The organism is Burkholderia sp. WTPI3, assembly GCF_021483755.1.
GTDB lineage: Bacteria > Pseudomonadota > Gammaproteobacteria > Burkholderiales > Burkholderiaceae > Burkholderia.
The window spans coordinates 40,624-56,090 of record NZ_JAGIXF010000008.1; the positions used below are offsets into that span (position 1 = coordinate 40,624).

General features: G+C 61.7%; 12 protein-coding genes. 9 read left to right on the top strand and 3 right to left on the bottom strand.

Annotated features, from left to right (window positions below; genetic code table 11):
• The first annotated feature begins 8 nt into the window (after positions 1-8).
• The 9 genes from J7024_RS06705 (at position 9) to J7024_RS06745 (ending at position 8,993) form a co-directional block, all read left to right on the top strand.
• On the top strand, positions 9-1,091 hold the full coding sequence (locus tag J7024_RS06705; RefSeq protein WP_268838006.1) for a DUF2163 domain-containing protein: 1,083 nt from the start codon (positions 9-11) through the stop codon (positions 1,089-1,091).
• Positions 1,092-1,514, top strand: coding sequence for an NlpC/P60 family protein (locus J7024_RS06710; RefSeq protein ID WP_234744901.1), 423 nt, complete (start codon positions 1,092-1,094; stop codon positions 1,512-1,514).
• Positions 1,515-4,655, top strand: coding sequence for a phage tail protein (locus J7024_RS06715; RefSeq protein WP_234744902.1), 3,141 nt, complete (start codon positions 1,515-1,517; stop codon positions 4,653-4,655). It abuts the gene before it with no gap.
• A 4-nt stretch (positions 4,656-4,659) separates the two neighbouring features.
• Positions 4,660-6,048, top strand: coding sequence for a hypothetical protein (locus J7024_RS06720; RefSeq protein ID WP_234744903.1), 1,389 nt, complete (start codon positions 4,660-4,662; stop codon positions 6,046-6,048).
• 3 nt (positions 6,049-6,051) lie between these two features.
• Positions 6,052-7,434: a hypothetical protein gene (locus J7024_RS06725; protein WP_234744904.1), complete on the top strand. Its 1,383-nt coding sequence runs from the start codon at positions 6,052-6,054 to the stop codon at positions 7,432-7,434.
• Between the two features lie 67 nt (positions 7,435-7,501).
• The gene (locus J7024_RS06730; protein WP_234744905.1) at positions 7,502-7,708 is read left to right on the top strand and encodes a hypothetical protein; all 207 of its coding nucleotides are present in this window, start codon (positions 7,502-7,504) and stop codon (positions 7,706-7,708) included.
• Between the two features lie 2 nt (positions 7,709-7,710).
• Positions 7,711-8,214: a glycoside hydrolase family 24 protein gene (locus tag J7024_RS06735; protein ID WP_234744906.1), complete on the top strand. Its 504-nt coding sequence runs from the start codon at positions 7,711-7,713 to the stop codon at positions 8,212-8,214.
• A 39-nt stretch (positions 8,215-8,253) separates the two neighbouring features.
• On the top strand, positions 8,254-8,520 hold the full coding sequence (locus J7024_RS06740; protein WP_234744907.1) for a hypothetical protein: 267 nt from the start codon (positions 8,254-8,256) through the stop codon (positions 8,518-8,520).
• 56 nt (positions 8,521-8,576) lie between these two features.
• Positions 8,577-8,993 carry a hypothetical protein gene (locus J7024_RS06745; protein WP_234744908.1) on the top strand — a complete coding sequence of 139 codons (417 nt, stop codon included), beginning with the start codon at positions 8,577-8,579 and terminating at the stop codon, positions 8,991-8,993.
• Positions 8,994-9,007: 14 nt separating this feature from the next.
• On the opposite strand, the gene J7024_RS06750 is transcribed toward J7024_RS06745, so the two are convergent.
• The 3 genes from J7024_RS06750 to J7024_RS06760 all read right to left on the bottom strand — a co-directional run bounded on the left by J7024_RS06750 (position 9,008) and on the right by J7024_RS06760 (position 15,467).
• A complete protein-coding gene (locus J7024_RS06750) occupies positions 9,008-11,761 on the bottom strand; it encodes a phospholipase D-like domain-containing anti-phage protein (protein ID WP_234744909.1) in 2,754 nt (917 codons plus the stop codon).
• Positions 11,762-11,772: 11 nt separating this feature from the next.
• Positions 11,773-14,709 carry an anti-phage-associated DUF1156 domain-containing protein gene (locus J7024_RS06755; protein ID WP_234744910.1) on the bottom strand — a complete coding sequence of 979 codons (2,937 nt, stop codon included), beginning with the start codon at positions 14,707-14,709 and terminating at the stop codon, positions 11,773-11,775.
• 125 nt (positions 14,710-14,834) lie between these two features.
• Positions 14,835-15,467, bottom strand: coding sequence for an anti-phage-associated DUF3780 domain-containing protein (locus J7024_RS06760; protein WP_234744911.1), 633 nt, complete (start codon positions 15,465-15,467; stop codon positions 14,835-14,837).

The following is a 15,467-nucleotide window of genomic DNA, read 5'->3' on the forward strand; positions in this document are numbered from 1 at the left end:
TTATTCCCATGCGTTCGATCCCGTCCGCCCTCGTCGCTACACTTGAGAGCGAAGTGCAGACCGTCTGCACGCTCTGGCAAATCACCCGCACCGATGGGCAGGTCTTCGCGTTCACCGATCTCGATCAACCCGTCACGTATGGCGGCCTGACGTATCAGTCGGCAGGGGGCTACACGCACTCGCAGATCGAGAACACGAGCGACCTGTCCACCTCGAACCTGGAGGTCCAGGCCGTGTTCGACAGTTCCGCGATCACGCAGGCCTCACTGGAATCCGGTCAGTGGGATTTTGCGCAGGTCACCTGCATGCTTGTCGATTACACGAACCCGTCGGCGGGCGCGGTGACGCTGGCGAGTGGCACGCTCGGGCAGGTGACGATCACGAATGGTGCGTATCAGGTTGAGATGCGCGGCGTGGCCCAGCTGATGCAGCAGGAACAGGGCGACGTGTACAGCCCGACGTGCCGCGCGCAGCTGGGTGACGCGAAGTGCATGGTCAATCTGACGTCGCTCACCTTCAACGGTACGGTCGCGAGCGTGAGCGGCGCAACGAGCTGGAGCGACCCGGGCCTCACGCAGACCGGGCCGGTCGTCGCCTATTCCGACACGACGGGCCACAAGATCCCGACGCGCTCGCCGTTCACGGTCCAGGTTGTGCCGCCCAACGGCGGGGCCTTTGTCTCGACCATTTCGGTCGTCGATTCGTACGGCACCACGTACAGCGTCGGGACCGGATCCGGGCAGTACACCGTTTCGGCCACGGGCCTCTACACCTTCAACAGCGCGCAGGCCGGCGGCGAGATTTTCATCAGCTACAACTACACGGTCGGTTATTTTGCGTTCGGCAAGGTCAAATGGCTGACGGGCCAGAACGCCGGCTTCGTGATGGAGGTCAAGTCGTTCACGCCGGGCACCGTGACGCTTGCGATGGCAATGCCGTTTCCTGTGACGGTCGGCGACACGTACACGATCACGGCCGGCTGCGACAAACAGCTCGGCACCTGCTACGCGCGCTACAACAACATCGTCCATTTCCGGGGTGAGCCCTTTATACCGGGCCCCGACCTTCTTCTCTCGCCGCAGGGCAACTGAATGGCAACGGGCATCGTTTCGCGCGAGCAGTTCGTCGTCGAAGCCCGGGACTGGCTCGGCACCCCGTACCAACATCAGGGACGTTTGAAGGGCATCGCCTGCGACTGCATCGGTCTTGTGATCGGCGTATCGCGCGCGGTCGGTCTCGAAGTACCCGACGCCCCCGGTTACGGGCGCCGCCCGGATGGACGGCTGCGTGGCACGCTCGAAGCTCACCTGATACGAGTTCCGGTTGTCGATGCCCAGGGCGGTGATGTGCTGCTGTTCGCGTGGCATGCGACACCGATCCATGTGGCAATCCTCACCGATGCGGACCACTTCATCCACGCGTATCTGCCGAACCGGCGCGTCGTCGAATCGCGCCTCGATGAGAAGACCCGGCGCAACGTGATCGCCGCCTACCGCATCCCTGGAGTCTGCTGAATGGGCCAGCTCGTTCTGTCTGCCGCTGGCGCCGTGGTCGGAGGTGCGGCCGGCTTTCTGATTGGCGGGCCAGCCGGTATCGCCGAAGGCGCAGAACTCGGGTGGATGGCGGGGGGCATTGCCGGTGGCCTGCTGTTCCGCCAGAAGGGGCCGCAGCCCGCCGACATCCGTATCCAGGACAGCGCATACGGCAAGCCGATTCCGCTCGCCTATGGCATCTACCGGATCGCCGGCAACATCATCTGGGCCGGCCAGCCTTACGTTGCCAGCGGCGGCAAAGGGGCAGGCGGCAAAGGACCGCAGCAGCAGAAAGTGTCGATGTCGTTCGCGGTCGGCCTGTGTGCAGGTCCGATTACGGCCGTGCGGCGCATCTGGGCCAACGGCAAGCTGATCTACGACGTGTCCAATCCGTCGAATTTCCAGGCGATCAGTGGCTCGAACCAGATGGTGACGAATTTCACCCTCTACCCCGGCGATGAAAACCAGCTGCCCGATCCGGTGATGCAGGCCACGCTCGGCGTGAACAATACGCCCGCGTACCGGGGACTGGCCTACGTCGTCTTCAACGCCCTGGATTTGTCGCAGTGGGGCAACTACCTGCCGTCGCTCTCGGTCGAGGTCGTCACGGCGCCGGCTGCGCTCGCCACGTCGAGTTCGGCCTCGACCTATGCATACTCGACCACGCTCGGGACCTTCTTCATGGCGCCGTGCCTGTCTGCCTCGGGCGGCATCGCGATGGGGTATGGGTACTACTTTGGCTACAACGGCGTCACGGTTGCGAACCTGAGCGCCTATGGTGCCGTCCAGACCCAACTACTCAACTGGAGCGGCAACCGGGGCGGCATCAACATGCCGCTCGGCTACAGCGATGTGCCCGGCATTTACACGTGGCCCGGCTGGCTGCATCCAGACGGCTCTTACGACGACATGAGCCTCACGGGCAGTATGGATCTTGGCTTCGATGGTGACGAGGCGTGTTTCTGGCGCAACGGCAGCGACATCTTTCTGAGCTCTTGCTATACGACGAGCGGCCGCCCAATTTACCGATGTGATCTCTCGCAACAGGGGTTGATCGTCGCGCAGAGCACCCAGCTGGGCGAATGGCACATCCTCGGCGGTTCGGCCACGCATGTCTATGGATTCGACGATTTGACTGGTCATCTGTTCCAGTTTGACCGCGACACGCTGGCCGTCACCGCCACGTATACCGGCATCAATTTCAATGCAAACACCGGGTATGTGCTGACGGACGACTACATCTACACGGTCGGCGACAACCAGGCCGTGTGCCTGTTCCGGCCATCACAGAACACGTACACGGTGCTCGGCTACGCCCCATTCGGCGTCTCGACGATGGTGGCCATCAATGAGAATTTCTTCGTGTTCGCCTCGGGCGCGAATCTCGGCAGCATCTCACTTGGCTACATGTGGATCTCGCAGGGCCAGACCTTCACGACAGTCGGCAACGCCGTGGCGGACCTGTGCAGTCGTGCTGGCCTGTCAGCGTCGCAGGTCGACGTCTCCCAGCTCACTGACGTGCTGAACGGCTACTGCGTGACGAACCATTCGACCACGCGCAGCAATCTGGGCCCGCTGATGTCCACGTACTTCTTCGATGCGTGCGATTCGGGCGGCGTGATCCGGTTCGTCAAACGCGGCGCCCAGCCGGTCGGCACCTTCCTGTATACCGATCTTGGAGCCTCCCCAAATCTGGGCGACACGGCGAACACGACACCGGTTACCGAGACGATCGCGCAGGAGGTCGATCTGCCGCGCTCGATGCAGTTGACTTACCCGGAACTCGGCGACGACTACAACCCGAACACGCAGCGCGCGATGCGCGCGTACACGAACTCGAACCGCGACACGGTCATGCAGGTGCCGATCGTGCTCGCGGGCTCTGATGCGCTGGTGCGCACTCAGGCGATGCTGTGGTCAGCATGGGTCGGCCGCAAAACCTTCCACTTCTCGACAGGCCTCGCGTACCTGCAGTACGAGCCGGGCGATGTGATGACGCTGCAAGGAGCCAATGGCGAGAGCTGGACGGTCCGCGTCACGCGCTGCCAGTACGACGGACAGGGGTCGCTGATCTGGACCGCCGCGCTCGAGGAGCCCGACATCTATCCGGGCTCCTCATACACGGCGCAGGGTGGCACGGCACTTGGTTTCGCGAGCCAGCAGATCGATTACAGTGGGCCGACCATCCTGGCGGTGCTGGACATTCCGCCTCTGCGCGATGCGGACAGCACGCCGGGCCTCTACATTACCGCGTGCGGTATGGCTTCGTCGTGGCCCGGTGTGGCGATCGACCTGTCGCGCGATGAAGTAACCTTCACGCAGTTTGCACAGATCACGCACGCATCGGTCACCGGTTACGCGGCGAGCGTTCTCTCATCGTTCGGCGGCGGCAATCTTCCCGACGAGATCAACACGGTCAGCATCGTGATTTACGAAGGCGCGCTCGCCTCGTGCAGCTATGCGGATTTCCTTGCCGGAGCAAATGCAGCGTGGCTGGGCGGTGAGATCCTGTTTTTCCGCACTGCCACGCAGACGGCGGCCAACACGTGGACGCTGTCGGGTCTGTTGCGCGGGCGTGGCGGCACGGAAACAGCCATGCCAACCCACACCGCCGGCGAGCGCTTCGTGCTGCTCGATCCTGCGGCGATCGCGTCCATGCCGATCCAGACAACGGATTTCGGCTCAACGCTGTATTTCGAGACGTTCCTGCTCAACCTGTTCTCGGGCTCGCCCGGTGCGCAGGTGAGTCTCACGCCGAAGAATGGGCGGGTGATGCCGCTGTCGCCCGCGTACTTCACGGCCGCACACGGGAGTTCGGCCAGTACCTCGGACATCTCACTGTCGTGGATCCGGCGTGCCCGGGTGCGCGCCCAGTGGCTCGATGGGGCCGACGTGCCGCTCGATGAGTCGGCCGAGAACTACACGCTCACGATCCTGAATGGCTCGACCACGGTCCGAACCGTCACGATTGCCGGCAATGGCGCGGGCGGCACGTACACGTATACAGCCGCCAACATCTCGGCAGACGGCTGGTCGACGGGGGCGACGATTACCTTCTGCGTGCAGCAGAACAGCGATCAGGGCGTGCTCGGCGCGCCCTCTACGACGTTGATCACGAGGTAACACGATGTCCAACAGCACGACGTTGCTCGACACCATCGCGACGAATCAGGCCGCCAAGGAAGTAATCGCCAATGCCCTGTTTGATGCGGCGAGTCCCGCGATGATCTGGGGCCGGCGTGCGAGTACGACGAGCGGCCTGACATGGGGTTATTACGGCGGCACGTATATGGTCGGCACCACCGCCAATGCGATCGCGAACGGTACCGTTTCGCTGACGGCGAGCACGACTAACTACGTCTGCGCGAACGCCTCGACCGGCGCTGTGTCGGTCAACACGACGGGTTTTCCGGCAGGGTCGATTCCGCTCTACCAGATCCTGGCCAGTTCGACCGGCGTCTCCAGCTACACCGACTGCCGGAGCTACCAGCCGAGTGTCATCGCCGGCACCATCCGCGGCGCGACGAGCGAAGGCAGCGGAATACCCCTACTGGATGTGACGAATTCGACGCCGCAGATGCTGGCCTTCAAGTCGCTGATTGGCGGCTCGGGGGTGACGGTCACCGACGGCGGAACGAACGGGATCACGATCAGCACGAGCGGTACGAGCGGCACCGTCACGGGCGGCAGCAACGAAGGCGGCGGTGTCGGCGTGCTCGATACGGTCGGTTCGACCTCGAGCAATCTTGCGTTCAAGACGCTCGTGGCGGGCTCCGGTGTCACCCTCACCGATAACGGCGCCGCCGGCATCGAAGTCACTGCGAATGCCGCTGCCGCCGTCGCGCCGGCGATCCAGCAGAACGGTACGACCGTCGTCAGCGCGGCGACGCAGATCAATTTCCAGGGCGCGCAGGTCACCAATCCGGGCGGATCGCAGGCGCAAGTGTCGCTGTTCTCGGGGTTCGGTACGCCCGATCAACCACCGAAGCTGTCGAATTTCACCTGGGTCAACCAGAGTGGCGCAGCGGCACTACAGGAGCCTTGGGGCATCAGCCTGTCCACGCCGAAAGCGGGTGGTGAGAACTGCGCATGCCTTATGATCGCTGCCCCCGCGACGCCCTACCAGGTCGTCGCCCGCATGCGCGCGTTACCGGCCAGCTCCAGCTACATCAAGTGCGGTCTGGTCTGGCGCAATAGTTCGAGCGGGCTGCTGCAGGTCGCGGGCCTGCTTTATCAGAGCGGATTCCAGTACGGTATCGGCAACTTCAACAGCCCGACGTCGTGGAACGGATTTCAGGGTTCGCAGTACGCGATGACCTTCTGGCCGGACTGGCACCGGATCCGGGATGATGGGACGAACCGGTACTACGATGTGTCGCCGGACGGCGTTACGTGGGTCAACATGTATTCATTCTCACGCACGACGTTCCTCACACCGGACCAGGTCGGCTTTTTCGCCGACCCGAACGGACAGGCCATCGCCGTCTCGCTCTTCTCCTGGTACGCCGGAGCGTAAGTCATGTCGAACAGCTCGACCCTGCTCGATACGCTATCCGCGACTTCCTCGACAAAGGAGGCGACGCTCAACGCGCTGTTCGATGCCGCCAGCCCACTGATGCTGTGGGGCCGGCGTGGGGCAACGACGGGCGGCCTTGTCTGGGGCTACTACGGCGGCACGTACGTGAACCCCGAGGGTGTGGCGCAGGCGGTGCCCGACGGTACCCTGACGCTGGCCGCGAGCGCGACCAACTATATTTACGCGGATCCGCTGACGGGAGTGGTCGGTACCAACACGTCAAGCTTTCCGGTGGCGTCGTTCCCGCTGTATCAGGTGGTAACCGGCACACTGACGGCATCGAGCTACACCGACGTGCGCAGCTACCAGCCGAATGCGATCAGCGGATCGCTGCGCGACGCCGTGAATGAAGGGGCTGGCGCCGGCCTGATCGACACCTCGACATCCACGGCCGCGAATCTCGTCGTGAAAACGCTGGCCGCAGCGGGGAATTTCTCGATTACGGACAACGGCGCAGGCGGTTTGGTTCTGACCTGCCCGGGTGGATCAGTTACTGGCGCGTCGAACGAAGGCAGTGGTGTCTCCATTCTCGATGCGGCGAATTCGACGGCACAGGCGCTCGCATTCAAATCGCTCACGGGCGCCGCGACCCTGCAGGTAATCGACGGCGGCAATCTCGGAGTGGGATTGGCCCTTGCCGGTACCCTCGGCGCGGTTGAACAGGGCGGCATCATCAAGACCGTGGCGCCGGGCGCACTGAATTTCACGAACGCGAGTGTGACGGCGGCGGGTTCAGGTGCGACGATCACACCGAATTCATCGCATGGCGCGACGGACACGGTGCCGCAGTTGTCCGCCTTCACCCTGCGAAATCAGGGGGCAACAGGCGCCATCGCCACGCAATATCCGTGGGGCATTGGCATTGTCACTCCGCATTCAAGCAGCGCGCAGGCATTTGTCCTCACGCAGCCGATTCCATCCGGGGCCTTCCAGATGACGATGCGCCTGCGTGCCGCTCCCTCGAACGCGAACTACGGTTGCGTTGGGCCTTGCCTGTATGACAGCGCAAGCGGAAAGCTGAAGCTTTTTGAGCTCGCGTATCAGAACCAGCTCGGCTACTGGGTCGGCAACTTCAGCAATTTCTCGTCGTGGGCCGGCAACACCTTCTCCACCAATCTCGGTGCTGTCCCGGAATGGATGCGAATCCGGAGCGACGCGACGAACTGGTATTACGAGGTGTCGGGCGACGGTTCATCGTGGCAAACGCTTTTCAGCGAGGCGATCAACTCATTTCTCACGCCCGATTCGTGCGGCTTCTACGTATTCCAGCCGCAAGCGGCGCCCGATCTCGCGCTCGCCGTCTTCTCTTACTACTGCGGCTCATAGGCTGAACGCGACCCGCAGGCATCTGACGCCGCCCTCCGGGGCGGTTTTTCATTTCTGGAGCATGCCCATGGAGAGCAATGATCACGTCATGGAATCGGTCAAGGTATCGGTCGCGTGGGTTGGCGGCCTGATCGGCACGCTGCTGGGCAAGGTCGAAGCGTATCTGACGCTCTCGAATGTGGTGCTGACAGCCACGCTCGTCTACACGGTCTTACAGATATTTATCCTGGCGCGCGACAGGATATTTCGTCGGCGCCAAAACACGGAGGATTGATCATGCCCGTCATCACCGCACAGCAGGCCGGAGGATCCAACCGGACCGCGTTTCTCGACATGATTGCGTGGAGCGAAGGGACGTCGCGCATTCCCGACTCCGACGACGGCTACCGCGTGCTCGTCGGAGCGACGCCGGACAAGCCGCTGACGTTTTCGAGCTACGCGACGCACCCGGACATCCTCAACTCCACGTTCAATTCGACGGCCGCCGGCCGGTACCAGCTGCTCTATCGCTACTGGTTGGCGTACCGGCAATTGCTCCGGCTGACCGATTTCTCGCCGCTCTCGCAGGACAGGATCGCGCTTCAGCAGATTCGCGAGAGAGGCGCGTTGCCGTTCATCGACATCGGCAATTTCACGAAGGCAGTGCAGCTGTGCTCAGGCGTCTGGGCAAGCCTCCTCGGCAACGACTATGGACAGCACGTCAACACGATCACCACATTGCAGACCGCCTACGTCAACGCGGGCGGCACGCTGGTGTCCGGGGCATCCAGCCTCGCGTGAACCATCCGCTTTTTTTTCACCACGGCAAAGGAGCCGCTCATGAATCAAGTCTCATCCCTCGTCACCGGCGGCACGACCATCACGGCCGCCACGCTCGCACCCATGCTCCAGTGGCTGCTGGCCGGATGCCCGTCGCCCATCCCGGATAGCCTGCCGTATCTGGTCGCGGCGCTTCTCGTGACCGGCGCACATGCGATCGGGAACTGGTGGGTGAGCCGCCAAGCTGCGAAGGCCGATGCGACCGCACCTGCAGAGCCTGCCACTGATCCGGCTGCTGCGCCGACCCCGGCCACCCCGCAGGTGTAATTCCCCGCGGTTCTCCTCCTGCCGCATTCGCGGCAATCTCCACGAAGGTGTCCATCATGAAGAAGCTGCTTCTCGCGGCGGGTCTTGTCACGCCAATTGCATTCGGTGCCTGCACGACGGCGCAACAGCAGCAGGCAACGACGGTTGCGACCACATTTCAGACCCGCGTCCAACAGGCCTGTGCCGTGGTCCAGCCGGAATTGAACAGTCTCGCTGCGCTGGCCTCGAACGGCAACACGCTGCTTGCCTCGCAGGTATCGGCACTGGCCGCACTTGCGGCCGACAGTACGGCCGTCTGCCAGGCAACCACCAGTGTCGATACCGCATCGATGCAATCACTCATCAACACGTCGATTCCTGCGGCGCTGACGATCGTCAACGATCTACAACTCGATGATCAGACGCGGCTCACTGTGCAGGCTGGGCTGATCGTGTTTCAGACGGCGCTGTCGGCAGCGCTGGCGACACAATAGTCAGATCGCGGCCCTTATCCCCACGCCGCACTCATCAATGTTGCAAGATCTCGTCGCGATAGGACTTCTGTAAATTCTCGCCAATCCTTCTCCGGTGGCATCATCGTGCCGGTGTAGCGTAGATCGAAGCCCGTTGCTTTCTTTTGCGCGTTAATGTATTCGTCCAGCCTTTCACCGAGCGTTTCAATGTCATCGATCCACTCGTCCTTGATGGTGTCCGGCAGCGATCCGAACAGATCGTAGCGATTCTTCATGCGCTCGGATAGGCGCTCGTAAATTTTCTCATCTACGGTCTGCTCGAACACGAGGTTCAGCATGTCCACAGTTTCTCGACGCTGCCCGAACCGTTTAATGCGGCCGATTCGTTGTTCGAGACGCGTCGGATTCCACGGAAGATCGACATTGATCAGCGTGCCAAGGGTTTGCAGATTCAAGCCCTCGCAGGCGGCGTCGGTCGCCACCATGACACGGATCTGGTGTTCCGCCACCATGCGCTTGAGCGTTTCGCGTTCGACGGTCACGCTGTCGCCGCGCTGGTACAGGCGGCTGCGACCTGCACCCGCGTACAGGCCGACCGCCTCTTCGGGATAACGGGCCGCCAACGAATCCCCTAGCCACTTTGCTGTGTCGTAGTACTGGCTGAAGATGATGACGCCCAAGTTCAGCCACTTCTCCTTATCGAGGAAGTGAACGACGGCCTCCATCTTCGGGTCGGCATCCAGTCGTTCCAGTCGGTCGATCAGGCGTTGCAGCACCTCGCGCTCCTCGCCTGTCTCGACCTTGACGTCAGCTTCTTGCTCTTCGTCTTCTTCATGTATGGCGTCGCCTTTTAGCAAGCGCCGCGCAGTTGCTAAGCCTGCATGGATGCTGGAGCAGATGCGTTGCTCCATCAGGTTCTTCATGAAGCCGCTACCCTTGCCGCGTTTGGCCAGCGCCTTGCCAAAAGCGCGGGCCTCGCCGTAGGCCTGACGAAAATCTTCCGAGGTGCGCAGCGCCTTGCCTTCGAACAACACGTCGAAGGCGCGTTGCTCCGTGACTTTCTCGCGTTCGGGATGGACATCCACACCCACGGGGGTTAGCAAAGGCTTGCCATCTTTGTCTTTCGTTTCCTCGAGCTGCTGGCGCTTGCGCAGCACGACATGGCGTACCAGAGGGTTCTCGCGCTGGAAAAAAGTGGCGCCAGCGATGCGGCGCTCCAGTTCTTCTTCCAAAATCTCCCGCGTTTCTTCGGTCAAGTCGACGAGCGAATGGTTGGTCTGCCACTCGCCGTTCTGCAGGCCCAAGTCTTGTCGGATGGCGGAGAACAAGCGCCGGGCACGAGGTTCAGTGGTCGATTCCGTGCGCGGTAGCGGCGAGCGCAGCAATTCCCAAGCATGGGCGAGGGTCAGCACTTCCTCACGACCTGCGAGGATGTCGAGCACGTCTTCTGGCCGGTGCCACGGCGCAAGGTCATGGCCCAGCACGAAGCGCCCCGGGCCTTGATGCAAGATACCGAGCAAATCCCACAGATCGGCGGGATTGGTCTGGATCGGCGTGGCCGTTCCCAACAGAACATGGTCTGCGCGCGCGGCGACTTCTCGCATGAAGGCCAGCAGCTCGTTCGGCATGCCTGCCTCCTTGCCGAAGCCCTGTCGCGTTCTGGCCTTGTGCGCTTCATCCAGAATGACGATGCCGAAGTGCATACCTAGTAGGTGCTGCTTTTCCAGCGAATCGCGCATCATCAGTCCGGTGGAAACGATTCCGATCCGCAGTGGGCAATGGGCGATCTGCTCGCGCCCCGCAGGGGAAATGACTCGCTCCTCCGCGTCTAGCCAGACCTTGCCCACGGTATCCCAACGTGCGGTCGGGATTCCGAGCTTGTCCAGCATCTCCGTCTGCCATTGCTCGGTCAGCGTGGCCGGGGCGAAGATCACCACCGGACGGCGCGGGCCATTTTCCTTGTCCGACAGCAGACACAGCGTCAGCGCGGCGGTGGCTAGCGAGAGCGTCTTGCCCAAGCCCACCTCGTCGGCCAGCAGCAGGCGCACCGTGCCATATAGGTGCTGGTGCCGCAGGCACTCGGTCAGGAAGCCCTGCTGCCACGGCTGAAGCTGCTGTCCCTCGCGATATAGCGGCGACTCGATCAGAGCCGCAGGCGCAAGGTTCTCATCGTCCTCGATCTCGGTGAACTCGATTTCGTGCCGATAGCCGCGCCGATGCACTTCGCGGATCACGGCCTGCGGCAGTGGTTTAGCGGCGTTCCAGAGAAAATCGAATTCCTCCTCGATCCACGCCACGCCCTCCGGCGACTCGTCTTCCCACAGGATTTCATAGTGGCGCTGCCAGCCGCTGCGCGTCTCGTTCATCGATCCGACGAAACCCAGCCTGCGGCCATCAGCCAGCGTGATCACCCCCGCCTTGCCATGAACGAAGCCGCAAATGTCGTCGGGCGCAACACGCACCGCTTGCCCATGCTTAAGAAGGAAGTCATCCAGGCGTCGGTATCGCTCGCGGTTCAGCAGCGCTTCGGCCTCCAGGCCGCGCTCGTTCCAGCGGCCCAGCATCTTGCTCTCACGCAGTTGCGCGACCTTCAAGTCGTCCGGGTGGATGTCCACATTGCAGACGATCTTGACCTCGGGGATCTGCTCCAGCGTTTCGCCCGCCACCTCGAATAGGGAGCTGGTGAAGTAGCCCGCGATGCGCTTGTAACTCTTCGCACCGGCCAGATGCTGCATCAGGAAACTCGCATCGAGCCGGTGAGTACGCGAAGAAAGGCGGCGGATGCTCATGCTTCAAGCCCTCATTCGCCGAAACGCAGGTTCTTGAGGCGCGCGCCCAGCACTTCAGCGGCAGTGCGCACCTCCGGTTCCGGCGATTTGCGTTCGATGAAGGCCAGCACATCCACGAGCACTGATCGCACTTCGAGAAAGTCCACCATTTCCGCGCGTATCTGATCGACGATAACCTGCGGTTCGATGTCCTTGACGAGTTGCTGCAAGGCGATGATGAGCCGCCCCAGCCGGGCCGCGCCGATCTCGGTAGTGTCGGTTAACTCTCGCGAGGTGTATTCGCTCACGCGCTTCAGACGCGCGTGGTTGGGCCGCATGTCGCCCATCACGCGGGCGTAGTCCTCGACGTGGAAGGCTTTGGCGAAGTTTTGGTAGTTGTCGAGCTTGGCCGAGCCGGTGGTTTCCATGTCAAGCATCCGCAGCACAAAGCGTTCGATGCCGGTGAGCTTGGCCCAGGAATCCGCCGCCAGTCCTTCGGGCACCAGCAGGCTGGATGCACTTTCCGCCGCTTGCTGTACGATTTCGTCTACCACTGTCACTTCACCACGTGCGCGCGGACGCAGAGCGAAGTTGGTGACATCCTCGCCGCCGATGTGAGTGTAGGCGGTCAACACCTTCAGCGCCGCCGCATATCCGGCCATTTGCAGGTCGGAGTCGTTGAACACCGGCTCGCCGTGATGCGCCCGCACTGTGTCGTTCAAGTGCATCATGGTTTCGATCTGGCGGGCCACCTCTTGTCGCACGGCGGGCAGCAGGCGCTGCTTGAAGCCGGTGCGTTCGCCAGCGGTGCGCTTCTTGAGCATCAGGATGACCGTGCCTTGGACGTAGCCACCTTTCTTGAGTTCTGAGGTGGTTTCCGTGGCGATGTACCACGCGGCCACCACTTGCAGGCCCGCAGCCCAGAAGATGCCGATCAGGTCGCCCCATACGCCGGTATCCTGATGCGTGAACATCACGCACTGCATGCCATTGTCCGGCATATGCCCGGCCATCGCCTTATAGGCGGCTACCATGCCCTGCCGAAAGTCCTCACCGGAGCCTTTGACGGCCAGTGCGCGTCGGGAATCCCACACCCATTCGCTGAAAGGTTTGGGAGGGCTTTTCCGCAGCCATGCAATAAAAAATTCGGCGATCTCGTGATAGTTCACCGCATCTGCATAGGGGGGATCGGTGATCCAAAACTCGGCGTCGTGCTGGAGATCGGATGCTTCCTTGTTGCTGACAGTCAGGCTGCCGGCAATACTGCTCGCCGCGTCGGTCAGAAACAGATAGTTCTGGCCGGTAACAAACGACCGAACCCCATAAAAGTAGTTGGTGTTATAGGCTTGGTTGTAAAAGGTCTGCGTGATGGATTCGCGCGCCGCACCGGTGCCGTAGCGGCAGAGCTTGCTTGACCAATCCAGCATTTTCGCCAACGACAGGTACAGAGCCGGCTGCACGTCAGCGGGCATGGCCCTGATTTGTTCATGTACCAAAGCAGCAACTAGAAGCTGTCGTGGACTGAACAAGTGATGCCAGTGCGTCCAGCCACGCTCACGGAATAAGCGCGTCGTCTCGTCGCCCGGTTCGATTGCCATATCAGGAACCAAGCCTTCCTCTTGCCAGTGGCTCAGATTCTTGGCGACGAACTCCTCCACGCGCTGCTCGCGCTTTAGATCATCGTCGTTCGGCGCGGCAAAGTAGATCTCCTGACGACCAGCATTCAGCGTCGCCTTGGTGATCCACTGGATCGCGTACAGCCGTTCTTGAAAAATATCGTCAGGGCGTGGCTTAAACTCGTTCTTTCCCCAGCGGCGCAGTCGGTTACCCGTCACGCCATCCGCTTGTCGGAAGTCACCCCGCAGCGTCTTGATGGGCGTGCGATATGTTTTGCCGTCTAACGTGTACACCATATCGCCGTCTTGTACAGTACCTTTTTCGGCGGCGCTCATTTCCGCCTTGGATGCGCCCGAGACAATGTCGATATCGAACCGCTTGTTCTTGGGGTCGGGTTTCAGGCGGGCGATGGCATTGCGTGTCTTCGAAACAATCCACGTCGGGGACAATGGCACCATCCATCCGGTTTCAGGGCAACGTGCTTCGACGCACCAGAGATAGGCCTTGACTCGATTGCCTTGAGCATCATGCTCGATGCCCAGCTTCGCAATACGCTCATCGACGGCTTTCACCAGTGTCGACTGGGCTTCTGAAACCTGTGCACGCCGAGCGCTAGGTGCGCCAATGATCTCTGCGCTCCCCCAAGTCAGCATGCAGGCAATGGGATTGAGGTCGGAGGCGCGTGCGTCGCAACCGAGGCGAGCGGCTTCGAACGGAATCGAGCCACCGCCGCAAAATGTGTCGCCCACGCGCGGGCGATGGCCGTAGCGCAGGATACCGAATTGCTCGACCAACTCAGGCAACGACTGCACGTTCACGCCCAAGTGCGCGTAGTGGCGATTGACATCCGGCCATACCGGAGCATAGAGCCAATTCTGATCCAATTCTTCCGGGCGCTTGCCCAAGCTGGCCCTTTCTTCATAGCTCGACAGCGTGGCCAACGCGCGGCGGTACAGGACGAGCTTTTCGTCGATGCTAATGTCACGCCGCCAGCCTCGCCCACTGAAGTAGCGTTCGGGATCGGAGATTGGGATAACATCCTGAAGCGTCGTAGCTGAGTACGCATTGGCGGTCAGTGCGCGGCGAGCCAAGCTTTCATCATCGAAGGCCATTAACTTCTCGAAGATGGCGAGGTCGGCCTCTGCATCGTCCGTTGGCGGTAGCAGGCACCCGAGCACGATGGCCCGTACCAGAATCAGCGGCTTACGGCCTTTCCAGTACGAACCAAGACCGGTAAGGGTCTGGCTTTGCACCGCCGTCCGCTCTTCTTGCGCCTCGAAAGAAACCTTCTGCGCCGGGAAAACCGTTTCAATCAGCGCAGGCGCGTCTTTCAGAGTTAGGGGCGTGAGCATTGCCGTTTGTGTCTTTGCGTGCATCTTGCTTGTACTTGTTCAATGAGTCGCTACGGGTTCGAACGACAGCCGATCCACCTGGGCGATGTGATAAATCTTCGGTTGCGTCGATACGAGCACAACATTCACGATGTCTCGTCCCCAAACAGGTCGAGTGAGGCGCGAACGTCATCCTGACCACGGCTGCTACGGCGCGTGCGTGGGGCCAGCAGGTCACTTTGCGCGACATCGCCCAAGGCGTGCTTGAGCGCGACCCGCCAACCCCTGCCTGCATCCATAAGACCGCCTGTGCTCATCGCTGTCATGCCGAAAAGCCACCACCGTTCTTCCGGGCGCAGCGCCAGCCAGTTGCGAACGGCGACCGGGATCTTTTCGGCGTCCATCTGCTCAACCGCCCACGCCAGAACGCACAGCTCCTTGCCGAGCAGGCGATCCACGGGATTGGCGCCGACCTTCCACGCACTGGGCTTCAAACCGTGTGCAGCGAGGCGCGCATTGAATGCACGCTGCACTTCTGCACGGATGGCCGTCCAGCGCGGTCGATCTAGCAGGACACGATCTATCACCGTGCTGTCCACACTAGCAGCCTGCAAGCCGAGATGTTCGCTGATCTGGACTTTGCTCGTGCTGCCCTTGGGAATTACAACGGTAAAGTGGTGTGGGTCTGAGGTCGCGGGCACACCGAAGCCCAGCGTGTGTTGAACCTGCGCACGCGACTTGGGTGATTCGGTATTGGCCGCTCCCTTGGCTTTCGCCAT